A 21,315-nucleotide genomic window follows, 5' to 3' on the forward strand; every position below is an offset into this window, starting at 1 on the left:
GGCCCGTCGTACGGACGGGCGGGGTCACCCCTTCGGGTTCAGCACTCGATGACGTTGACGGCGAGGCCGCCCCGCGCCGTCTCCTTGTACTTGATCTTCATGTCGGCGCCGGTCTCCCGCATGGTCTTGATGACCTTGTCCAGCGACACGGCGTGCACGCCGTCCCCGCGCAGCGCCAGCCGGGCCGCGGTGATCGCCTTGATGCTGGCCACCGCGTTCCGCTCGATGCACGGGATCTGCACCAGGCCGCCGACCGGGTCGCAGGTGAGCCCCAGGTTGTGCTCCATGCCGATCTCGGCCGCGTTCTCCACCTGCTCGGGCGTGCCGCCCAGCGCCTCGGCCAGCCCGGCCGCCGCCATCGAGCAGGCCGAGCCCACCTCGCCCTGGCAGCCGACCTCGGCCCCGGAGATCGAGGCGTTCTCCTTGAACAGCACACCGATGGCGCCGGCCGCGAGGAGGAAGCGGATCACGCCCTCCTCGGAGGCGCCCGGCACGAACCGGGTGTAGTAGTGCAGCACGGCGGGGATGATCCCGGCGGCGCCGTTGGTCGGCGCGGTGACCACCCGCCCGCCGGCCGCGTTCTCCTCGTTGACCGCGAGCGCGAAGAGGGTGACCCAGTCCATGGCGTGCAGCGGGTCGCCGGCGTCGCCCTCGGCCTCCAGGCTGCGGCGCAGCTCGGCGGCCCGGCGGCGCACCTTCAGCCCGCCCGGCAGCACGCCGTCATGGGCGCAGCCGTTCTCGACGCACTCCCGCATGACCCGCCAGATCTCCAGCAGTCCGGCCCGGACGTCGGCCTCGCTGCGCCAGGACAGCTCGTTGGCGAGCATCACCTCGCTGATCGACAGGCCGGTCCCGCTGGTGACCGTGAGCAGCTCCGCCCCGGTGAGGAACGGGTGGCGGACGCGGGTGCTGTCCGGCTTGATCCGGTCGGCCCCGGCGGCCGCCTCGTCGACCACGAACCCGCCACCGACGGAGTAGTAGGTGCGCGCCCGGACCTGCTCCCCGGCCGCGTCGAAGGCCGCGAAGGTCATCCCGTTCGGGTGGTACGGCAGGGAGCGGCGGCGGTGCAGCACCAGGTCCCGGTCCGGGTCGAAGTCGATCTCCTGGCTGCCGAGCAGGCTGAGCCGCCGCTGCGCGCGGATCCGCTCCACCCGCGGCCCGACCGAGTCGGTGTCGACCGTCTCCGGGGACTCCCCCTCCAGCCCGAGCAGCACGGCGCGGTCGCTGCCGTGGCCGTGGCCGGTGGCGCCCAGCGAGCCGAACAGCTCGGCCTGCACCCGCGTGACGTCGGCGAGCTGGCCGTCGGCCTTGAGCCCGGCCACGAACGTCCGCGCGGCGCGCATCGGCCCGACGGTGTGCGAGCTGGACGGCCCGATGCCGACGCTGAAGAGGTCGAAAACACTGATCATGGCTGCACTTCCTCGCCGTCGTCCCCGTTGTGCGGGTCCGGCCCGGTGTGTGCCGCTCCCCGGTGCGGGGGCGGCGGGCGGCACCCGGGGTGTGGGCGCCCGACCGGCGAGCCTACCCTCCGCGCCTGCCGTCAACCCACCGTCACCGTCTGGCCGGCCGGTGAATCGGTCATGGCCGGCGGGGGTAAAGCACCTACGGGTTCCCGGGTCGCCGATCCTCCTCGGGGCCGAGGGCGGGACGCGCTCCCGTTCCTACCGTGGAATCAGCGCGGCGGATCGCCGCAGAAGTGGGAGTTCGACGATGAGTCGCAAACTGGTCCGGCCCCGCCAGGGGCGCGTGTTCGCCGGTGTCTGTGCCGGCCTGGCCCAGCGGTTCGGCATGTCGGCCGGCATGGTCCGGCTGCTGTTCCTGCTGTCGCTGCTGCTGCCCGGCACCCAGGTGATCGTCTACCTGATCCTCTGGGTCCTCATGCCGAACGAGGACCGCTACCTCGCGACCGGCCGCTGACCCGCGCCGCCCGCCCCGGTAGCACCGGGGCGGGCGACGGCGGCGTCAGGACGCCGTGTAGGTGACCGTCACCTTCTGGTAGCCGAGGGACCGGAGCAGGCCCTCCAGCATCTTGCGGGTGTTCTCCTCGGCCCGGGCGGTGAGGCCGCTGTCCCGGGCCGCCGCGGTGATCCGGTCCTCGGCGAGCTGGTAGACCTGCTGCTGCCGGTTGGGGTCGCCGCCGACCAGGTCGTTCAGCCGGTTGATGAGGCCGCGCTGCTCGGCGAAGACGTAGCTCTTGTCCATGTCCAGGTCGGTCTCGCCGAGCTGCGGCGCGGGCAGCTTGATCTCCACGGACTTGCCGTCGTCGGAGACCACCACCGCCCCGTCGGCGATCTTGGCAAAGTCGACGTACGCCTCGATGCGGCCCGCCCCGACGAAGAGCGTGCGCTCGTTGAGCAGGAAGTCGGGCACGTTGCGGCGGTCCTTCTGCACGTCGACCACCACCTGGAAGTTGCCCTCGGCGGCCACGTAGCGGCTCAGGTCGCGGATCGACTTGAGCAGCGGCGGCTGGCTGCGGTCGGTCTGCTCCTTGGCGAACGGGTTGCGGAAGTCCGGGAGCAGGCCGGTCGCCTGCACGCCGAGCAGCACCACCACGGCCAGCGCGGCCGCGCCGAGCACCCAGAGCAGGCCGCGTGCCGGGGCGCCCGGCGAGCCCGGGCCACCACGGCCGGGCTCGGGTGGGACGTCCGACCGGGCCCGGAGAGACTCACCGGTCGGATATTCCGGGAACTCCCTGGTGGGCTGGTTGATGTCACCGTCGCGGGCCATCGCCCCTCACCGTCCTCGTCAGAAACATCGACTGAGAATGACGGTACGGCCACCGTGCGACACTCGCTCGCCGAGCGAGCCGATCGGGTGGATCCGCAGGTCAGGCGAAGGCGGAGAGCCCGGTCAGCCGCTGGCCGATGACCAGCTGGTGGATCTCCGAGGTGCCCTCGTAGGTCAGCACGCTCTCCAGGTTGTTGGCGTGCCGCATCACCGGGTACTCACCCGAGACGCCGTTCGCGCCGAGGATGGTCCGGCACTCCCGGGCGATGGCGATGGCCTCCCGGACGTTGTTCAGCTTGCCCACGCTGACCTGGTCCGGGCGCAGCTTCCCGGCGTCGGCGAGCCGGCCCAGGTGCAGCGCCAGCAGCAGCCCCTTGTTCCACTCGACCGCCATGTCGGCGAGCTTGGCCTGGGTGAGCTGGAAGCCGGCCAGCGGCCGGCCGAACTGCGTCCTGGTGGTCGCGTAGGACAGCGCCGTCTCCAGGCAGTCCCGGGCCGCGCCGAGCGCGCCCCAGACGATGCCGTGCCGGGCCTCCGTGAGGCAGCTCAGCGGCGCCTTGAGCCCGGTCGCCTCGGGCAGCCGGGCGTCCGCCGGGAGCCGCACGTCGTCGAGGGCGATCTCGCCGGTCACCGACGCGCGCAGCGACATCTTGTGCCGGATCTCCCGCGCCGTCACCCCCGGCGTGTCCATCGGTACGGCGAAGCCGCGCACGCCCTCGTCGGTGCGCGCCCAGATCACCCCGACGTCGGCGATCGGCGCGTTGGTGATCCACAGCTTGCTGCCGTTGAGGATCCAGTCGTCGCCGTCGCGGCGGGCGCGGGTGGCCATCGAGGCCGGGTCGGAGCCGTGGTCCGGCTCGGTCAGCCCGAAGCAGCCGATCGCCTCGCCGGCCGCCATGGCGGGCAGCCAGCGCTGCTTCTGCTCCTCGCTGCCGTAGCGCCAGATGGCGTACATGGCCAGCGACCCCTGCACCGAGACCAGCGAGCGGATGCCGGAGTCGCCGGCCTCCAACTCCAGGCAGGCCAGCCCGTACGCGACGGCCGACGCGCCGGCGCAGCCGTAGCCGGTCAGGTGCATGCCGAGCAGGCCGAGCTTGCCGAACTCGCGGGCCAGCTCGCGGGCCGGGACGTGGCCGTCCTCGTACCAGCCGGCGACGTGCGGGCGGACCCGGTCGTCGATCAGTTGGCGCACGACGGCGCGGATCTGCCGTTCCTCCTCGCCCAGCGACGCGTCGATGTCCAGCAGGTCGAGAGGGGTCATGGCGTCACCTTAACGAAGACTCAGGGGCGCGTCACTCGGCCTGACCGCTGAGCACCAGCACCCGGGCGTGGATCTGGTTGCGCTGCTGGAGCGCCGCGCGCAGCGCCCGGTGCAGGCCGTCCTCCAGGTAGAGGCCACCGTTCCACTGCACGACGTGCGGGAAGAGGTCGCCGTAGAAGGTGGAGTCCTCGGCGAGGAGCTTGTCCAGCGCCAGCTCCCGCTTGGTGGTGATGAGCTGGTCCAGCCGCAGCGGGCGCGGCGGGATCTCGGCCCACTGCTTGAGCGTGAGGTTGTGCTCCGGGTAGGGACGCCCGTCCCGGACCGCCCTGAAGATCACGGCACGCTCCCCTCCCCCCGGCCGGCCTGATGATGTCGGTGCCAGCCTAGCCGCACCCGCCACACCGCGTTTTACTCCCTCATGTCGGTTTCGCTACCGCCGATACCCAGGCCGGAAGCGCTGAACCACGGTCAATTCCAGCGACCTCGCCGGACCACCTCGTCCACCGGACGGCGGCCGCGGCGCAGCGACGGTGACCGGTGGTCGGGTGCCCGGTAACCTACCGTGACCGCGCCGATCGGGTGGTACTCCGCCGGCACGCCGAACGCCTCCCGGTACGCCCCGATCCGCTGCGGCGGGATGCCGAAGAAGCAGGCGCCCAGCCCCTCGTCGACGGCGGTGAGCAGCATCAGCAGGGCGGCGAAGCCGGTGTCGACGTACCAGTAGGGCACCGGCCAGCGGTCCTCGGAACGGTCCGCCCACCCCTTGTCCGGCTCGGCGTAGCGGTCGAGGTACGCGGAACGGTTGGCGTGCGGCACCACGATCAGCGGGGCCTTGCGCATCCCGGCGAGCCAGCGTTCCCGGCCGCCGCCGTCCGGGGTGGCCGCCGCCCAGAACCGCTCGCGGTCGGCCGGCTCCTCCAGCACCAGGAAACCCCAGCCCTGGGCGAACCCGGCCGACGGGGCCCGGACGGCGTGGTCCAGCAGCCGGTCCACCACCTCGGGCGGGACCGGGCGGTCCGGGTCGTAGTTGCGGACCATCCGGCGGCGCCGGACGACCTCGGCGAACTCCACGCTCAGGCCCCGGGCCGGATGCCCCAGGCGCCCCGCCAGGTCTGCCCGGGAGCCAGCGTGATCAGGTCCTTGCCGGAGCGGAACGCGTCCGCCGGGCAGGTCATCGGCTCGACCGCCACCGAGCGCCGGTGCCGCTCCCCGGTGAGGGTGTCCCCGGTGAAGACCTGCCACCAGCCGAACTCGGCGTCCGCCCAGATGTGCACCGCGGCCGAGCCGTCCGGCGCGGCCAGGGTCACCGCCGAGCCGCCGTCGGCGTCCCGCTCCACGTCGCCGAAGGCCAGGTCGAGCACCGCGTCGCCGATCGGGCGGGGTTCGGTCCAGTCGTACTCGGTGCCGGCCACCTCGGTCGCGGCCACCGGCAGCAGCCGGGTGTCCAGCAGCACCCGGGTGCGCCCCGGCACCCGCAGCGACAACTCCTCCACGCCGACCTTGGGCAGTTGCAGGTAGGGGTGCACGGAGAAGCCGAACGGCGCCGGCTCGCCGGACAGGTTTGTCACCTCGTGCTCGGCGCGCAGCCCGCCCGCACCGACGCTCCACCGGCTCCGCAGCCGCAGCGCCCACGGGTAGCCCGGGCTCGGCGGCAGCTCGTAGCCCAGCGTCACGCTCCCCGGCGACTCCTCGACGAGCTGCCACCGCACCCAGTTGACCAGGCCGTGGATGGCGTTGTGCCGGGCGGGCTCGGTCAGGTCGAGCTGCAACGACCGGTCGCCGAACGTGTACGCGCCGTCCCGGATGCGGTTCGGCCAGGGGGCCAGCACGTGACCGGCCGAACCGGGGCAGAGCTCGTCCGCCTCGTACCCGTCGAGGTAGTCGACCCCGTCGTGCCGGTAGGTCCGCAGGCCGCCGCCGACCTCGACCACGACGGCCTCGTGGCCGCCGGCGGCAATGGTCCACTGTGTCCCCGACGGGGACGGGCGCGCGTCGGTCTCCATGCCGGCGACCTTAGCCCGTCACCCCCACCCGGCGCGGGGCCCGCCCGGCGGCGTCCCAGCGTGCGGCCGGTTCCGGGCCCCGGGCCGCGGTTCGCCGCCCCGGGCCACCGTCAGTTCCGCCCGCCGGCCCGGCGTCGGTCCGCCCCGGGCCGGCGCTCAGTTCCGGTCGCCGGACTGGGCGGCGGCGCGGTAGCGGAGCAGCGCCGGGAAGACCGCGACAAGCGCGACCGCGAGGACGGCGGAGGCCAGGCCGCCGGCGACCATGGCGGCCCCGGTGCCGAACCCGGCGGCCATCGCCCCGGCCCGCAGGTCGCCCAGGCGCGGGCCACCGGCGACCACCACGGTGTTGACGCCCTGGAGCCGGCCGCGCATCCGGTCCGGTGCGTAGACCAGCAGCATCGACTGGCGCAGGGTCGCGCTGACCAGGTCGGCGGCGCCGGCCAGGCCGAGCAGCGCCACCACCAGCCAGAGCTGGCGGGCCAGCCCGGCGGCGGCGATCGCCACGCCCCAGCCGACCACGGCCACCACCAGCGCGAGCCCCTGCCGGCGCACCCGGCCGATCCAGCCGGAGGTGAGGCCGCCCAGCATGGCGCCGATGGCGATGGCGCTGTAGAGCCAGCCGACCGCCGCCCCGCCGCCGAACCGCTGGTGCGCCAGCTCGGGGAAGAGGGCCCGGGGCATGGCCAGGATCATGGCGATCAGGTCGATGGCGAAGGAGAGCAGCAGCACCGGCGTGGTGGCCAGGTAGCGGAGCCCGTCGACGATGCTGGCCAGCCCGGCCTTGCGGGACGTGCCGTCGCCGCCCGGGTCGGGCTCGGGCGGCATGGTCGGCAGCCGCAGCGTGGCCCAGAGCGACACGGTGAAGAGCAGCGCGTCCACGCCGTACGCGATCGGCAGCCCGGCGTCGGTGCGCCAGGTGGCGAAGATCAGGCCGGCGGCCAGCGGCCCGAAGACCGAGGTCGCCGTGAACGTGGTGAAGTTCAGCGTGCTGGCCGCCGGAACGAGGTCGGCGGGCACCAGGCGGGGCAGGATCGCGCTGCGGGCCGGCGAGGTGATCGCGAACGCGATCGACTGCACCGCGACCAGGGCCAGCAGCAGCGTCGGGCTGCCCACCCGCAGCAGCGACTGGAGCAGCAGCGCCAGGGTCGACGCCCAGAGCAGGCCGCCACCGGCCAGCAGCACCAGCCGCCGGTCCCGGGCGTCGGCGACCGCCCCGCCCCAGAGCCCGAAGACCAGCAGCGGCAGGAAGCCGGCGATCCCGAGCAGGCCGACCCAGAGCGAGCCGCCGGTCAGGTCGAACATCTCCACCGGCACCGCCACGGCGGTGAACTGGAAGCCGAACATCGCCACCGCGTTGCCGAGCCACACCCGGCGGTACGCGGGCACGCCCAGCGGGCGCAGGTCGATCGCCCAGCGGCGCGCTCCGCGCGGCCGGGCCTCCCTGACCCCCGTCACGGGGCCAGCCGCTCGGTGACCCAGACCCCACCCTCGGTACGTCGGAACCGCAGCCGGTCGTGCAGCCGGCTGGCCCGGCCCTGCCAGAACTCCACCGTCTCCGGGCGCACCCGGAACCCGCCCCAGTGCGGCGGCGCGGGGATCACGTCCACGTCGGCGAAGCGCTCGGCCGCCGCCCGGTACGCCGCGTCCAGCGCCGCCCGGTCCGGGACCACCTCGGACTGGGTGCTGGCCCAGGCGCCCAGCTGGGAGCCGCGCGGCCGGCTGGCGAAGTACGCCTCGGTCTCCGCCCGGTCGACCCGCTCGACCCGCCCGGTGACCGTCACCTGCCGGTGCATCGGGAACCAGGGGAAGACCAGGCTGGCCCACGGGTTGGCGGTCGCCTCGCCGCCCTTGCGGGAGCCGTAGTTGGTGTAGAAGACGAAGCCGTCCGGGTCGTACCCCTTGAGCAGCACGGTGCGGCCGCTCGGCCGCCCCTGCGCGTCGGCGGTCCCGACCACCATGGCGTTCGGCTCGGGCAGCGGATGAGCCACCGCGTCGGCGAACCAGCGGCCGAACTGCGTGTGCCAGTCCGGCGCGAGATCCGATTCGGAAAGGCCCAGGTCGGCGGCGTACTCGTTACGCATACCGGCCGGGGCAGGTGTGTCGCCCGTCACTCTCGTCGTCCCTCTCCCGGGGATGCCGGCGTCCCCCGACGCTGGCCAGGCCCCACCACCCAGTCTTCTCCAGCCCGTGAGCCTGTCCACCGGCGGGGATGTCATGTGGCGCACAGTCGCCGCGGGTCGCGAATCCGGTTACCGAGCAGGCAAGATGTTCCGAACACATCCCTGAGGGTCGCCTAAGCCGCGGGCCCGCCGAGCCCCGCGCGGCCACCACCACCGCCGGAAGCCAGGAGACGACATGGCCGACTTCAAACCGGGCCTGGAGGGCGTCGTAGCCTTCGAGACCGAGATCGCCGAACCGGACCGCGAGGGCGGCGCGCTGCGCTACCGCGGCGTGGACATCGAGGATCTGATCGGTCAGGTCTCCTTCGGCAACGTCTGGGCGCTGCTGGTGGACGGGCGCTTCGGCCCGGGCCTGCCGCCGGCGGAGCCGTTCCCGGTGCCGGTGCACTCCGGCGACATCCGCGTCGACGTGCAGTCCGCGGTCGCCATGCTGGCCCCGTACTGGGGGCTCAGCCAGCTCCTCGACATCTCCGACGAGCAGGCCCGCGAGGACCTGGCCCGGGTGTCGGTCACCGCGCTCTCCTTCGTGGCCCAGTCCGCCCGCGGCCTCGGCCTGCCCGCCGTGCCGCAGAAGGAGATCGACAAGGCGGAGACCATCGTCGAGCGGTTCATGAAGCGCTGGCGGGGTGAGCCCGACCCGCGGCACGTCAAGGCCGTCGACGCCTACTTCATCTCGGCCGCCGAGCACGGCCTGAACGCCTCCACCTTCACCGCCCGGATCGTCGCCTCCACCGGCGCCGACGCCGCGGCCTGCATTTCCTCCGGCATCGGCGCGCTCTCCGGCCCGCTGCACGGCGGCGCCCCGTCGCGGGTGCTCAGCATGCTGGCGGCCGTCGAGCGCAGCGGCGACGCCGAGGGCTACGTCAAGGGCGTCCTCGACCGGGGCGAGCGGCTCATGGGCTTCGGCCACCGGGTCTACCGGGCCGAGGACCCGCGCGCCCGCGTGCTCCGCCGCACCGCCAAGGAGCTGGGCGCGCCGCGCTTCGAGATCGCCGAGGCGCTGGAGAAGGCCGCCCTGGCCGAGCTCCAGGCCCGCCGCCCGGACCGGGTGCTCGCCACCAACGTCGAGTTCTGGTCGGCCGTGGTGCTCGACTTCGCCGAGGTGCCGGCGCACATGTTCACCTCGATGTTCACCTGTGCCCGGATGGGCGGTTGGTCCGCTCACATCCTGGAGCAGAAGAAGCTCCAGCGGCTGGTCCGCCCGTCGGCCCGCTACGTCGGCCCGGGCAGCCGGAAGCCGCAGGAGGTCGAGGGCTGGGACGCCATCCCGCACGGCGTCTGACCCTCCCCCGCGTACCCCGTCCAGGGCCCGGTCCGTCGCGGACCGGGCCCTGGCGCGTTGTGGCGCATCCCTCAGCCCCGGTGGTGGGACCAGCCGCCGGAGCGGGTGGCGCGGGTGCGAGGATGAAGGCCGGCAGTGCCGCCGGACCGGGCTCGGACCCGGCTCCGCCGCGCGCCCGCGCGTGGCCGCCGTCGCTCCGCGCCCGCTGAAAGGGCCCGCCCTCGCCCATGCGGAAGGATCGAGAAAACCGTGGCTGACGCACCGACCATCCGGATTCCCGACGACATCAGGCCCGCCGACGGCCGCTTCGGCTGCGGGCCGTCCAAGGTCCGTCCGGCGGCGGTCTCCGCGCTCGCCGACGTCGCCACCAGCTACCTGGGCACCTCGCACCGGCAGAAGACGGTCCGCGACCAGGTGGCCCGGCTGCGCCGGGGCATCGCCGAGTTCTTCTCCCTCCCCGAGGGCTACGAGGTGGTGCTCGGCAACGGCGGCACCACCGCCTTCTGGGAGGTCGCCACCTTCGGCCTGGTCCGCGACCGGGCCCAGTTCGCCAGCTTCGGCGAGTTCGGCGCCAAGTTCGCCAAGTCGGTCAAGGACGCCCCGTTCCTGGGCGAGCCGACCGTGCGCAAGTCCGACGCGGGCAGCGCGCCGACCCTGGTCGCCGAGGCGGGCGTGGACGTCTACGCCACCCCGCACAACGAGACCTCCACCGGCGTGGCGGTGCCGATCAGCCGGGTGCCGGGCGCCGACGAGGGCTCGCTGCTGCTGGTCGACGCCACCTCCGGCGCCGGCGGCCTGGAGGTCAACGTCGGCGAGACCGACGTCTACTACTTCGCGCCGCAGAAGTGCTTCGGCTCCGACGGCGGCCTCTGGCTGGCCCTCATGTCGCCGGCCGCGCTGGCCCGGGCCACCGAGATCAAGGAGTCGGGCCGCTATATCCCGGCCTTCCTCGACCTGGTCACCGCGATCGACAACTCGCGGCTGGAGCAGACCTACAACACGCCGGCGCTGGCCACCATCTTCCTGGCCGCCGAGCAGACCGACTGGATGAACTCGCAGGGTGGGCTGGCCTGGGCGGCCAAGCGCACCGCCGAGAGCGCCGGCATCGTCTACGGCTGGGCGGAGCGCTCGTCGTTCGCGACCCCGTTCGTGACCGACCCGGCGCTGCGCTCCAACGTGGTCGCCACCATCGACTTCGCCGACGGCGTGGACGCCACCGCGATCGCCAAGGCGCTGCGCGCCAACGGCATCGTGGACACCGAGCCCTACCGGAAGCTCGGCCGCAACCAGCTCCGCGTCGCGCTCTTCCCGGCGGTCGAGCCGGCCGACGTGGAGGCGCTCACCGCGTCCATCGACTACGTGGTCGAGCGACTCTGATCACCCGGTGACGGTGGGTGGTCGTCGGGGCTCCGGCGACCACCCACCGTGATCATCGCCGCAGCTCAGTCGCAACATGCCGGGTGTCGCATCCCCCACCTTCGGGTAGATGAGCGTACGGTGGTCCGAGGACGCCCGGGTGGCCGGCTCGTGGCGTGACGGCCAGCGAAGCGGGACGGAGGCAAGCCCATGCGCCCAGTACGCTTCGTCGCCCTTTCGGAGGACGGCCAGGCTCTGGTGCTCGCCGACGAGGTCGGGCGCCTGCTCGCCCTGCCCATCGACGAGCGCATCGCCTCGGCGATGCACGCCGAGCCGGGCTCGACGCCGCTCGCGGTGGTGCCGTCCGCCGCCGATCCCACGCCGTCGCTCTCCCCGCGGGACATCCAGGCCCGGATCCGTTCCGGCGAGTCCGCCGAGGACGTGGCCCGGATCGCCGGCGTTCCGGTCGACCGGGTGCTGCGCTACGCCGGCCCGGTGCTCCAGGAGCGGGCCATGCTCGCCCAGCACGCCCGGCGCACCCGGCTCAAGGGCGCCGAGAAGCCGACCCCGCTGGCCGAGGTCGTCAACGGCCGGCTGGCCCAGCACGGGATCGACACCGAGAAGATCTCCTGGGACGCCTACCGGCGCGACGACGGCACCTGGCGCATCATCGCCACCTGGCCGTCCGGCAAGGCCACCGCGCAGGCGGTCTGGGACCTCGACAAGCTCCGGCAGAACGTCACCCCGCACGACGACATGGCGCAGTACCTGTGCGCCGAGCGGCCCACGCCGATCCTCGGCCAGGAGCCGGCGCCGGAGCGGGGCGGCCACGCGCTGCCCGGCCCGTCGCGCGGCGAGCCGAGCCGGGGCGGGCACGGCCTGCCGTCGCCGTCCGAGCACGCCCGTCCGGGGCGGGACCCGATCCGCGCCGGCCGCGACGCGCTGCTCGCCTCGCTGGACCGGCCGCTCGGCGGCACCTCCGGCCGCGGCCTGGACACCCGCTCCCCGGCCGCGCTGGCCGGCCCCGACGCACCCCGCCAACGGGCGGTCACCGGGGGCGCGGCCGCGCTGCTCGGCGGCGGCCAGGGCTCCGCGTTCGACGACGACTCGGACGCGCCGAAGGAGATCCCGACCGTGCCGTCGCTGGCCGTGCTCCGGCCGCGGCGCACCGGCCCCACGGCGACGACCGGCGGCAGCGGCACCGAGTCCACCGAGGCCGGCGGCAAGCCCCGCAAGCGGCTGCCGAGCTGGGACGACGTCCTCTTCGGCACCGGCCCGGCGGCCCGCGAGTCCTCCTGACCCACGGCCACCCTGGCAAGGCGAGGCACTCTAAGTGCCCGCGTGCCAGGGTGGACCCATGGAGTACACGAACCTGGGACGCACCGGTCTCTCGGTGAGCCGGCTCTGCCTCGGCACCATGAACTTCGGTCCGCAGACGACCGAGCCGGGAAGCTTCGCCATCATGGACCGGGCGCTGGAACACGGGATCAACTTCTTCGACACCGCGAACGTCTACGGCTGGAAGCTCGGTGAGGGCGTCACCGAGCAGATCATCGGCCGCTGGCTCGCGCAGGGCGGCGGGCGCCGGGACAAGGTCGTCCTGGCCACCAAGGTCTACGGCAAGATGGGCGAGTGGCCCAACGAGCAGGGCCTGAGCGCCCGGCACATCATCCGGGCCGCCGAGGACTCGCTGCGCCGGCTCCAGACCGACACCATCGACCTCTACCAGATGCACCACGTCTCCCGGAGCACGCCGTGGGAGGAGATCTGGCAGGCCATGGAGACCCTGGTCGCCCAGGGCAAGGTGCTCTACGTCGGCTCGTCCAACTTCGCCGGCTGGCACATCGCGCAGGCGCAGGCCGCGGCGGGCCGCCGCAACTTCCTCGGCCTCGTCTCGGAGCAGAGCATCTACAACCTGATGACCCGGCACGTCGAGCTGGAGGTGATCCCGGCCGCGCAGCACTACGGGCTCGGCATCATCCCGTGGTCGCCGCTGCACGGCGGGCTGCTCTCCGGGGTCATCCGCAAGATGGCCGAGGGCGGCGCGGCCCGGGGCGCCACCGGCCGGTCGGCCGACGCGCTGGCCGAGCACCGGACCACCATCGAGGCGTACGAGAAGCTCTGCGCCGACCTGGGCCACGACCCGGCCGACGTGGCGCTGGCCTGGCTCCTCTCCCGCCCCGGCGTGACGGCCCCGATCGTCGGCCCGCGCACCATGGACCAGCTCGACCGCAACCTGGGCGCCCTGTCCGTACGCCTGGACGAGCAGACGCTGGAAAAGCTCGACGAGCTGTTCCCGCCGGTCGGCAACGGCGGCCCCGGCCCGGAAGCCTGGGCCTGGTAGTTCCCCTCGCCGGGGTGGGCCTTCCGCCTGCCCCGGCGAGCCTGGCCACCGCGCTCACACGGGCCAGGTGGCCAGGCGGTCGTAGGTGGGGTGCGGGCCGGGGTGGCTGCGTACCAGGACCAGTTCGTCGGCGCTCCACTCCGGGCCCAGGTAGTCATGCAGGGTCTCCCGGTCGGCCAGCACGTCGGCGCGGTCGATCCGGTCGCCGGGGCGGGCGATGGTCAGGTGGGCCCGGAACGGCTTCTCGTCGTGCGGCAGCCGGGCCCGGCGCAGGCCGGACCGGATCAGCCGGGCGAGCACGGCCAGCGCGTCGACCTCGCCGCGCACGTCCACCCAGAGCACGGTGAACCGGCCGCGCCCGAAGCTGCCCCCGCCGCCGAGCCGCAGCCGCGGGGAGCTGCCCCGGGCGTCGCGGAACGTCTGCGCGGCGAGGCCGAGCGCGCTCTCCACGTCGACCAGCCGGTCGTCGGGCACGTCACCGAGGAACGCCAGCGTGAGGTGGGCGTTGGCCGGGTCGGCCAGCCGGACGTTGGTGCCGGCCGCGGAGGCGGCGCCGGTGCGCAGCCGGGCCACCTGCGCGCCCAGGTCGTCGACCGCCGGCTTCGGCGGGTAGACCGCGACGAAGAGCCGCACCGGTCAGCGGTGACGCTGGTGGTGACCGGGGCGGGCGGCGGGCAGGGTCAGCCCGGCGGCGTGCAGGAGGCCCTCGACGCGTACCCGTTCGATCTCCCGGTCGACGCCGTCCAGCTCGGTCAGGTGCTCGGCGATGCCCAGCGCCCCGCAGGCGGCCCGCAGCCGCTCGTCGTACGCGTCGATGACCGCGCCGTGCCAGACCACCGAGCGGTCGCTCGCGGCGAGCCGGTGGCCGCCGAGGCGGCGCAGGTCGACGGCGAGCTGTTCCAGCGGGCGGCGGTTCTCCCGGTCGAACTCGGTGAGGTCGATGTCCCGGGTGAGCGACTCGGCCTCGATGGCCCGGTCCAGCCGGGCGATGGTGCGGCGTTCCCGGCGGTGCTCGCGCCATTCGGCCCACCCGCAGGCCACCCGGTCGAGGATCTCGTCGGCGCAGAAGACCAGCGCGAACAGGGCCGGCAGGCAGCAGACAGCGAGGATCGCCAGCATCAGCAGCAGTCCCCGTCCCACTCCCACGTATCGACGCTAAGCCCCGTTGTCCCCGCCCGCCACCCGATTGGCGAGATCCGGACGCGAATGAATGAGGAAGGACCGGTCCCCAGGGCGGGAACCGGTCCTTCGGGCGGTCGACGGGTCACTCGGCCCCGGGCGACACCACGTAGAAGCGCGGCATGGGCAGCACCCGCATCCGCAGCCGGGCGCCGGAGCGGCGCAGCTGCCAGGTGAGCGCCAGCAGCGCGGCGGCCAGCGAGATGAGGCCGCCGATCCAGATGCTCGCGCCGGCGCCAAAGGTCTCGGCCACCCAGCCGATGATCGGCGCGCCGACCGGGTTGGTGCCGAGGAAGACGAGCACCCAGAGCGCCATGACCCGGCCCCGGAAGGCGGCGTCGACGCCGAGCTGGACCCGCTGGTTGGCGGCCTGGGCGAAGAACACCATGAAGAATCCGGTGGGCAGCAGCAGCGTGACCACCAGCCAGTACGCCGGGGCGAGCCCGACCAGGGTGCCGAAGCTGGCGCAGCCGACCGCCGCGCCGAGCACCAGCCAGACCGAGGGCCGGCTGCGCCGGCCGGTGCCGGCGAGGGCGCCGACCAGCGCGCCGACCGCCAGGGCGGTGCTGAACAGGCCGAACGAGGCGGCGCCGGTGTGGAACACGGTCTTGGCCAGCGCGGCGAGGGTGAGCTGGAAGTTGAACAGGCTCATCCCGATCACCGACATGACGACCATCGGCAGCAGGAGGTCGGGGCGGCGCGCGACGTACCGGAGGCCGTCGACCACCTTGGCCTGGTCGCGCTGGCCGGCCGGCGGCAGGTCCTTGCGGTGCAGCTCCGCGGCCCGCATCCGGACGACGTTGACCAGCGGGGCGATGGAGCTGAGCGCGCTGAACAGGAAGACCGGGCCGACGTCGAAGGCGGCGATGGCCAGGCCGGCGACGGCCGGGCCGACGATCCGGGCCGAGTTGAAGGTGGCCGCGTTGAGGGAGAGCGCGTTCGGCAGCAGCGGCACGCCGACCAGTTCGGAGACGAACGCCTGCCGGACCGGGGTCTCCACGGCGTTGGCGACGCCGAGCAGGGCGGCGAACGCGAAGACGTGCCAGAGCTGCACCAGACCGGTGACCACCAGGACGCTCATCACCAGCGCCAGCACGGTCCAGAACGCGTTGGCGACGAAGAGCAGCATCCGCTTGTCGTAGCGGTCGGCGAGGCGGCCGGAGAGCAGGGTCAGCAGGAGGACGGGGGTGAACTGCAACGCGGTGACCACGCCGAGCGCGGTCGCGGAGTTGTCGCTGAGCTCGAGGACGAGCCAGTCCTGGGCGATGAACATCATCCAGACGCCGATCAGTTTGATCAGCTGCCCGGTGGCGAAGAGTCGGTAGTTACGGACTCGTAGGGACTGGAACATCGTGCTCAGCTTGGCCTGCACTCTAGGTGCGCCTCCTCGCGATCATGTACGCCTCATCCACAACGGACGAAGCGGACCGCAAGACGCGGGTACCCGTTCAGGCGCGAGCGATGCCCTGGAGGATGTCGGCGGCACGGCTCAGCGTGTCGCGTTCGTCCTCGGTCAGCGCGGCCAACCGGCTGGCCAGCCACTCGTTGCGGGCCCGCTCGAACTGGTCGAGCACGGCCCGTCCCCCCTCGGTCGCCGCCAGGATGACCTGCCGTCCGTCGGTCGGGTGGGGGGTGCGCTGCACGAGGCCGCGCTCCTCCAGCTTCGCGACGATCTTCGTCATCGTGGGCGGCTGCACCCGCTCGACGTCGGCCAGCTCCCTGGGTGTCAGGGCGCCCGCCAGCTTGAGGCTGGTGAGCGCCGAGAGCTGGGTGACCGTGAGGTCGCCGACCGGGCGGGCCTGCCGGACCCGCCGGTTGAGTCGGGTGATCGCATCACGCAGCTGAGGGGCCAGCTGCGCCGGTGGCACGCGTTTCGCCGTCACCGTCCGCTCCGTCACAGTAGTTAGCTTAACTAATGAGCCTGGCTAACGACATGCGATATGACCAGGCTCACCAGCGACTTCAGAGCACCACGGACTCGATCGGCCCGCGCAGGAAGTAAAGGACGAACAGGGCGGCCACTCCGTACAGCAGGGGGTGGACGTCCCGGACCTTGCCCTTTGCCAACTTCAGCAACACGAACGTGATCACGCCGGCCCCGATGCCGTTCGAGATCGAATAGGTGAAGGGCATCAGCACGATGGTGAGGAACGCCGGGATGGCGATCTCGTAGTCGGTCCAGTCGATGGTGCGGACCGCCGTCATCATGAGGAAACCGACCACCACGAGCGCCGTCGACGCGGCCTCGAAGGGCACCACCGCCGACAGCGGCGCCAGGAACATGGCCAGCAGGAACAGGGCGCCGGTCACCAGGTTGGCCACCCCGGTCCGGGCGCCCTCCGCGACCCCGGCCGCGCTCTCGATGTACGACGTGTTGCTCGACACCGAGGCCGCGCCACCCGCGGCGGCGGCGATCGAGTCGACAAGCAGGATCTCCCGGGCCCGCGGCGGGGTGCCCCGCTCGTCGAGCATGTCGCCCTCCTGGCCGATGGCGACCATCGTGCCCATGGTGTCGAAGAAGTCCGTGATGAGCAGGGTGAAGACGAACATCAGCGGGACCAGCCAGCCGACCCGGGTCCACGAGTCCAGCACGTTGAAGTTGCCGAGCAGGGAGAGGTCGGGGACGTCCACCACCTTCTTCGGCAGTTCGGGCACGTTCAGCGCCCAGCCCTTGGGGTTGGGCTTGCCGTCGACGAAGGACGGCCCGATGTTGCCGACCGCCTCCACGATGATCGCCAGCACGGTGGAGACCAGGATGCCGATGAGGATCGCGCCGCGGATCCGGCGTACCACCAGCACCAGGGTGAGCAGCAGGCCCACCACGAACACCAGCAGGGGCCAGCTGACGATCTTGCCGCTGATGCCCAGCCCGACCGGCACGGTCGTGTTCGCGACGTCCGGCACCCGGCGGACGAAGCCGGCGTCGACCAGGCCGATGATGGTCAGGAAGAGGCCGATGCCGACGCCGATCGCCGTCTTGAGCTGGGTCGGCACCGAGCGGAACACCGCGGTACGCAGCCCGGTGAGCACGAGGATGCCGATGAGCACACCCTCGATCACCACGAGGCCCATGGCGTCCGCCCAGGTCATCTGAGGCGCGATCTCGAACGCGACGAGCGCGTTCACGCCCAGCCCGGCGGCCAGCGCGATCGGGAACCGGGCCACCACGCCCATCAGGATGGTCATCACGCCGGCGACAAGCGCGGTGGCCGCCGCCAGCGCCGGGATGGCGAGCTTGCGGCCGTCGCCGTCGACGGCACTGCCCAGGATCAGCGGGTTCAACACCACGATGTACGCCATCGTGAAGAACGTGGCCAGACCGCCCCGGACCTCCCGGCCCGGCGTCGACCGCCGGGCGGAGATCTCGAAGAAGCGGTCGAAGGCGTTGCGCGGGTGCGCGGGATCGGGTGGGGTGCCGTGGTCCGGCGGCGGCGCTATGGCCATCGGGTCCTCACATATTGATCGACCGGTTGTCGCGCGCATCGTCCCAGATCACTCACGGGCAGGGAAGAACGATCGCGTACGCTGGGCGCGTGCCCCAGGAGCAACAACCGCGGCCCGAGCCGCTCGACCCGCCGATGGTGCCGATCGCCGTCGCCGGGCTGATCGTCTGGGCGGTGGCCGGGCTGGTGCTGCTGCTCTTCTTCCGCGACTGGCTCACCGGGCACGGGCACGAGAACTGGCTCTGGACCTGCCTCGCCGGTTTCCTGTGGGGCTTTCCCGGGCTGGCCGTGATGATGCGGCACGACGCCAACCGGCGCCGCCGCCGGGCGGCCGCCGCCCGTCAGGGCTGACGGTTCAGGGCTGACCGGTCAGGGGTGGCCGTACGGCTCCGCCGGCTCGGCCGCCTCCACCGAGCCCGGGGCCCGGCTCACCGACACCGCTTCCACCGCGCTGTCGTCGTAGACCGTGGGCAGCTCGTCCACCGGGCTCTCGGCCGCCTCGATCAGCGTCTCCGAGTGGGCGCCGCAGCCGTGGTCGGCGCTGACGACCCGGCCGTCGTCGGGGGCGTAGAAGTTGCCGCAGGCGCCGAAGGACTGCCGCAGCGCGCCGGCGAGCGGCAGGTAGAAGCCGCAGGTGCCGCAGCGGGCGGCGGCGGGCGCGGCCACCGAGATCGCGGCGTCGGGCCCGTGGTCGCCGTCGTACCAGCGCTGGGCGGCCTCGGTGCGGCCCTCCCGGGACAGCACGCGGGACCGGCCGAGGCCCAGCTCCCAGGCGGTCTCCTCCACGGCCGGGTCGTCGGAGAGCAGGTAGCCGGGGGCGAGCCGCTCGTCGTCCGCCGGGGTGGGCAGGAGGTCACCGGGGCCCAGGTCGCCCGGCTTGAGCCGCTCCTGCCAGGGCAGCCAGCCCGGGGCGAGCAGCGCGTCGCCGCCCGGCAGCAGCACCGTCTCGCAGATGGTGACCGTGCGGCTGCGCGGCACCCGGGTCACCGTGACGGCCCAGCGCCAGCCCCGGTAGCCGGCGAGGCGGCACTCGAAGTAGTGCGTGACGAGCCGGTCGCCCTCGGCGACGGCCTGGAGGTGGTCGCCGACGTCGGCGGGGTCCACCTCGGTGATGGCGGAGCGGGCCACCTCGACGGCGGCGGCGCACACCTGGTCGAGCCGGGGAGCGCGGGCGGAGGCGGGCCTGGTCACCGGACCATTGTTCCCCATGCCGGCCGTGGAGTCACAGGCACTCCCCGGTGTCGTTCTCCCCGGGTGGTGCGGCACGGGTGGATCAGATGGGCGAGGATGGGACGCATGCCGCTGTCCTCCCGCTCCGGCCGGTCCGTCCTCGGGCGGACCGTCGGCACCGGCATCCGCGCCACCCGCCTGCTGCTCCGGGGCTCGCTGCACGGCGGGCGGTGGATGACCCGGCGGGCCGGGACGGCCCGCGCGCGCAGCGCCGGCAACGAGGTCGGCATGGTCCGCCTCTTCGACCTGCACGCCCTCTCCTGCGCCGGGGACACCCTGATCGCCATCGGCCTGGCCGGGACGATCTTCTTCGACGTGCCGCTGGGTGAGGCCCGCAACAAGGTCGCGCTCTACCTGCTGGTGACCATGGTCCCGTTCGCCATGCTCGCCCCCGTGGTCGGCCCGCTGCTGGACCACTTCCGGCACGGCCGCCGGTACGCGCTGGCCGCCACCATGCTCGGCCGCGCCTTCCTGGCCTGGTTGATCTCCGACTACATCGGCGGCTTCGGGCTCTACCCGGCCGCGTTCGGGGTGCTCGCCCTCTCCCGGGCGTACGGGGTGGCCCGCTCGGCGGCGGTGCCGCGGCTGCTGCCGGAGGGGCTCGGGCTGTCCCAGGCGGGCGCCCGGGCGAGCGTCTACGGCACGGTGGCCGGCGCGCTGGTCGCCCCGATCGGGCTGGCCGCGTTCTGGTTCGGGCCGCAGTGGCCGCTCCGGGTCGCCTCGCTGATCTTCCTGATCGGCATGGTGATCTCGCTCCGGCTGCCGCCGCGGGCGGACTCGGAGCCGCCGGAGCGGGTGCCGCGTCCGCTGCGGGCGCTGCGCCGCCGCGACGGGGAACGCCCGCTGGGCCGGGGGCGGCCGGCCGGCCGGCTGGTGATCGCCACGCTGATCGGCTCGGCGGCGCTGCGCGGGCTCTACGGCTTCCTGCTGCTCTTCCTGGCCTTCGCGATCAAGGCCGGCGACCTGACCACCGACTTCTTCGGCCGGAACCTGGGCGCCCAGGGCGCGCTGGGCCTGGTCGGCGGCGCGCTGGCGGTGGGCAGCTTCCTGGCCACCGCGATCGGCACCCGGCTGCACATCCACCGCCCGACGGCGATCCAGTCCAGCGGCACGATCATCGTGGCCGGGGTGGCGGTGCTCGCCGCGCTGAAGTTCTCGCTGCCCCTGGTGGCACTGCTCTGCCTGGTCGCCGCGCTGTTCAGCGGGATCGCCAAGCTCGCGGTCGACGCCTCGATCCAGGAACGCATCCCGGAGCGGCTGCGGGCCAGTTCCTTCGCCCACTCGGAGACCGTGCTGATGCTCGCCTTCGTGGCCGGCGGCGGCCTCGGGCTGGTCCCGTTCACCGGCCGGATCGGCGTGGCGGTGGCCGCCTGCGTGGCCGCGCTGGTGGCCGCCCGCGGGGTGCTGGTGGCCACCCGGCTGCGCGGCGAGCACCTGGTCGGCCGCCCGCTCGGCGACGACGAACTGGCCAACGAGGGTGTCGAGTTCGACGACCCGGCGCCCACCTCGCCGGCCCCGCCCCGGGCCGACCCGCCGCCGCCGGTCGACGACGACGAACTGGCGCCGCCGGGGTTCCACATCTACCGCCCGTCCTCCTCCGTCGGCGGGCCGGGCGGCACCGAGGACGAGAACCGCCGGGAGCCCCGGGGACCGGTGGTGTGACCGGGTTGCTGGTGGTGACCGCGGTACCCGCCGAGGCGGACGCGGTCCGGGCGGGCCTCACCGATCCCACGGTCACCGTCGTGCCGGTCGGGGTCGGCCCCGCCGTCGCGGGCGCGGCCACCGCGCGGCTGCTGGCGCTCGCCGAGGCGGCCGGACGGCCGTACCGGGCAGTGGTCAGCGCGGGCATCGCGGGCGGCTTCGTGGGCCGGGCGCCGGTCGGCGGCACCGTGCTGGCGAACCGCAGCATCGCCGCCGACCTGGGCGCCGAGTCGCCCACCGGCTTCATCCCCGTGGAGGACCTGGGCATGCCGGCCGAGCTGCTGGGCGGCGGCAGCGTCGTGCCCGCCGACCCCGGCCTGCTGGGCGCCCTGCGGACCGCCCTACCGGCGGCCACCGTCGGCGCGGTGCTCACGATCAGCACGGTGACCGGCACCGCCGCGAGCACCGCGGCGCTTGCCGACCGGCACCCCGACGCGGTGGCCGAGGCCATGGAGGGGTACGGCGTCGCCGTCGCCGCCACCCAGGCCGGCCTGCCCTTCGCCGAGCTGCGGACGGTGTCCAACCCGATCGGCCCCCGCGACCGCGGGTCGTGGCGGATGCGCGAGGCGTTCGCGGCGCTCACGGCGGCGGCCGCCGCCCTGCGCTGAG

General features: G+C 73.7%; 22 protein-coding genes. 8 read left to right on the forward strand and 14 right to left on the reverse strand.

From position 1 onward, the window contains the following. Window positions 1–38: 38 nt before the first annotated feature. On the reverse strand, window positions 39–1,409 hold the full coding sequence (locus NLX85_RS09155; RefSeq protein ID WP_254333314.1) for an L-serine ammonia-lyase: 1,371 nt from the start codon (window positions 1,407–1,409) through the stop codon (window positions 39–41). Between the two features lie 301 nt (window positions 1,410–1,710). On the opposite strand from NLX85_RS09155, the gene NLX85_RS09160 reads away from it, so the two are divergent. Continuing rightward, window positions 1,711–1,917: a PspC domain-containing protein gene (locus tag NLX85_RS09160; protein WP_254333316.1), complete on the forward strand. Its 207-nt coding sequence runs from the start codon at window positions 1,711–1,713 to the stop codon at window positions 1,915–1,917. Between the two features lie 45 nt (window positions 1,918–1,962). On the opposite strand, the gene NLX85_RS09165 is transcribed toward NLX85_RS09160, so the two are convergent. The 7 genes from NLX85_RS09165 to pdxH all read right to left on the reverse strand — a co-directional run bounded on the left by NLX85_RS09165 (window position 1,963) and on the right by pdxH (window position 8,072). Next, window positions 1,963–2,727 (reverse strand): DUF4230 domain-containing protein, encoded by a 765-nt coding sequence (locus tag NLX85_RS09165; protein ID WP_189193200.1) that lies wholly within the window; start codon window positions 2,725–2,727, stop codon window positions 1,963–1,965. Between the two features lie 100 nt (window positions 2,728–2,827). Beyond that, the gene (locus tag NLX85_RS09170) at window positions 2,828–3,988 is read right to left on the reverse strand and encodes an acyl-CoA dehydrogenase family protein (RefSeq protein WP_254333318.1); all 1,161 of its coding nucleotides are present in this window, start codon (window positions 3,986–3,988) and stop codon (window positions 2,828–2,830) included. Between the two features lie 31 nt (window positions 3,989–4,019). Then, window positions 4,020–4,325, reverse strand: a complete 306-nt coding sequence (locus NLX85_RS09175; RefSeq protein WP_089011473.1) for a type II toxin-antitoxin system VapB family antitoxin — start codon at window positions 4,323–4,325, stop codon at window positions 4,020–4,022. Window positions 4,326–4,456: 131 nt separating this feature from the next. Then, complete coding sequence (locus tag NLX85_RS09180; RefSeq protein ID WP_254333320.1) at window positions 4,457–5,059, reverse strand: nitroreductase family protein; 603 nt, start codon at window positions 5,057–5,059, stop codon at window positions 4,457–4,459. A gap of 2 nt (window positions 5,060–5,061) precedes the next feature. Beyond that, window positions 5,062–5,991: an aldose 1-epimerase family protein gene (locus NLX85_RS09185; RefSeq protein ID WP_254333322.1), complete on the reverse strand. Its 930-nt coding sequence runs from the start codon at window positions 5,989–5,991 to the stop codon at window positions 5,062–5,064. 156 nt (window positions 5,992–6,147) lie between these two features. Further along, window positions 6,148–7,446 carry an MFS transporter gene (locus NLX85_RS09190; RefSeq protein WP_254333324.1) on the reverse strand — a complete coding sequence of 433 codons (1,299 nt, stop codon included), beginning with the start codon at window positions 7,444–7,446 and terminating at the stop codon, window positions 6,148–6,150. Continuing rightward, window positions 7,443–8,072 (reverse strand): pyridoxamine 5'-phosphate oxidase, encoded by a 630-nt coding sequence (gene pdxH, locus NLX85_RS09195; RefSeq protein ID WP_254333326.1) that lies wholly within the window; start codon window positions 8,070–8,072, stop codon window positions 7,443–7,445. Before pdxH ends, NLX85_RS09190 begins: the two co-directional genes overlap by 4 nt. 274 nt (window positions 8,073–8,346) lie before the next feature. Between pdxH and NLX85_RS09200 the strand changes: the two genes are divergently transcribed. The 4 genes from NLX85_RS09200 to NLX85_RS09215 all read left to right on the forward strand — a co-directional run bounded on the left by NLX85_RS09200 (window position 8,347) and on the right by NLX85_RS09215 (window position 13,153). Continuing rightward, window positions 8,347–9,453, forward strand: coding sequence for a citrate synthase 2 (locus NLX85_RS09200; protein ID WP_254333327.1), 1,107 nt, complete (start codon window positions 8,347–8,349; stop codon window positions 9,451–9,453). A 249-nt stretch (window positions 9,454–9,702) separates the two neighbouring features. After that, entirely contained in the window at window positions 9,703–10,830 is a 1,128-nt protein-coding gene (gene serC / locus NLX85_RS09205; RefSeq protein ID WP_091314975.1) for a phosphoserine transaminase, read from the forward strand. A gap of 189 nt (window positions 10,831–11,019) precedes the next feature. Beyond that, a complete protein-coding gene (sepH, locus tag NLX85_RS09210; protein WP_254333329.1) occupies window positions 11,020–12,108 on the forward strand; it encodes a septation protein SepH in 1,089 nt (362 codons plus the stop codon). A gap of 58 nt (window positions 12,109–12,166) precedes the next feature. Continuing rightward, window positions 12,167–13,153: an aldo/keto reductase gene (locus NLX85_RS09215; RefSeq protein ID WP_254333331.1), complete on the forward strand. Its 987-nt coding sequence runs from the start codon at window positions 12,167–12,169 to the stop codon at window positions 13,151–13,153. 54 nt (window positions 13,154–13,207) lie between these two features. Here NLX85_RS09215 and thpR read toward each other — a convergent pair whose 3' ends face one another. The 5 genes from thpR to NLX85_RS09240 all read right to left on the reverse strand — a co-directional run bounded on the left by thpR (window position 13,208) and on the right by NLX85_RS09240 (window position 17,776). After that, the gene (thpR, locus tag NLX85_RS09220; protein ID WP_254333333.1) at window positions 13,208–13,786 is read right to left on the reverse strand and encodes an RNA 2',3'-cyclic phosphodiesterase; all 579 of its coding nucleotides are present in this window, start codon (window positions 13,784–13,786) and stop codon (window positions 13,208–13,210) included. Between the two features lie 3 nt (window positions 13,787–13,789). Then, window positions 13,790–14,299, reverse strand: coding sequence for a hypothetical protein (locus NLX85_RS09225; RefSeq protein ID WP_254333335.1), 510 nt, complete (start codon window positions 14,297–14,299; stop codon window positions 13,790–13,792). Window positions 14,300–14,417: 118 nt separating this feature from the next. Further along, window positions 14,418–15,704, reverse strand: a complete 1,287-nt coding sequence (locus tag NLX85_RS09230; protein WP_254333342.1) for an MFS transporter — start codon at window positions 15,702–15,704, stop codon at window positions 14,418–14,420. 76 nt (window positions 15,705–15,780) lie between these two features. After that, window positions 15,781–16,230, reverse strand: a complete 450-nt coding sequence (locus NLX85_RS09235; protein ID WP_254333343.1) for a MarR family winged helix-turn-helix transcriptional regulator — start codon at window positions 16,228–16,230, stop codon at window positions 15,781–15,783. A 64-nt stretch (window positions 16,231–16,294) separates the two neighbouring features. After that, window positions 16,295–17,776 carry an NCS2 family permease gene (locus NLX85_RS09240; protein ID WP_254333345.1) on the reverse strand — a complete coding sequence of 494 codons (1,482 nt, stop codon included), beginning with the start codon at window positions 17,774–17,776 and terminating at the stop codon, window positions 16,295–16,297. A 134-nt stretch (window positions 17,777–17,910) separates the two neighbouring features. Between NLX85_RS09240 and NLX85_RS09245 the strand changes: the two genes are divergently transcribed. Next, a complete protein-coding gene (locus NLX85_RS09245) occupies window positions 17,911–18,126 on the forward strand; it encodes a DUF2530 domain-containing protein (RefSeq protein ID WP_256566634.1) in 216 nt (71 codons plus the stop codon). A gap of 18 nt (window positions 18,127–18,144) precedes the next feature. Here NLX85_RS09245 and NLX85_RS09250 read toward each other — a convergent pair whose 3' ends face one another. After that, window positions 18,145–18,984, reverse strand: a complete 840-nt coding sequence (locus NLX85_RS09250; protein WP_254333349.1) for a DUF3027 domain-containing protein — start codon at window positions 18,982–18,984, stop codon at window positions 18,145–18,147. Between the two features lie 87 nt (window positions 18,985–19,071). On the opposite strand from NLX85_RS09250, the gene NLX85_RS09255 reads away from it, so the two are divergent. After that, window positions 19,072–20,667 carry an MFS transporter gene (locus tag NLX85_RS09255; RefSeq protein WP_254333351.1) on the forward strand — a complete coding sequence of 532 codons (1,596 nt, stop codon included), beginning with the start codon at window positions 19,072–19,074 and terminating at the stop codon, window positions 20,665–20,667. Continuing rightward, complete coding sequence (locus NLX85_RS09260) at window positions 20,664–21,314, forward strand: futalosine hydrolase (protein ID WP_254333353.1); 651 nt, start codon at window positions 20,664–20,666, stop codon at window positions 21,312–21,314. Before NLX85_RS09255 ends, NLX85_RS09260 begins: the two co-directional genes overlap by 4 nt. Window position 21,315: the final 1 nt, after the last annotated feature.

This window comes from Micromonospora sp. A3M-1-15 (assembly GCF_024213425.1).
Taxonomy (GTDB): Bacteria; Actinomycetota; Actinomycetes; order Mycobacteriales; family Micromonosporaceae; genus Micromonospora; species Micromonospora chersina.